This is a genomic window from Bradyrhizobium sp. SHOUNA76, from assembly GCF_023006445.1.
In the GTDB taxonomy this organism is placed as follows: Bacteria; Pseudomonadota; Alphaproteobacteria; order Rhizobiales; family Xanthobacteraceae; genus Bradyrhizobium.
The window spans coordinates 1-397 of sequence record NZ_JALBHA010001184.1 but is presented as its reverse complement, the minus strand read 5'-3'; the positions used below and the strand labels follow the sequence as shown (position 1 = coordinate 397).

1 protein-coding gene is annotated in these 397 nt (G+C 71.5%); it reads right to left on the bottom strand.

Features of this window, described 5'->3' with window-relative positions; genetic code table 11:
* On the bottom strand, positions 1 to 397 hold a 397-nt coding region (locus MOV74_RS40410), incomplete at both ends, for a glycosyltransferase family 9 protein (protein ID WP_309486901.1).

The following is a 397-nucleotide window of genomic DNA, read 5'->3' as shown; positions in this document are numbered from 1 at the left end:
CCCGCCGACCACCCAGACCTCCAGGCCGCGCTCGACCAGGAGCCGGGCGGCCTCCGGATAGTACGTCCAGCGTTTTGAGACCCCCACCGAGCCTGGGGCGAGCGCCACCGCGGCTCCGGCGCTGAGGCCATTGGCCTGCCGCCAGCGGACGATGTCCTCGGACGGGACCCGCAATTGCGGCACCGGCCATTCGGGGGGTAGGGAGGCACCGTCGGGCTGGGCCAGGGCGGCGTTCTTGTCGATGAAACGGGGCAGCTTCTTCTCACCCCAGCGCCAGCGGTTGAGCAGGCCGAACCGGAACTCGCCGACAAAGCCGACCCGTTCAGGGATACCGGCGAGGGCGGGCGCGATGGCCGCCTTCCAGGTCCGCGGCAGCACCAGCGCCGTGCCGTAGTTC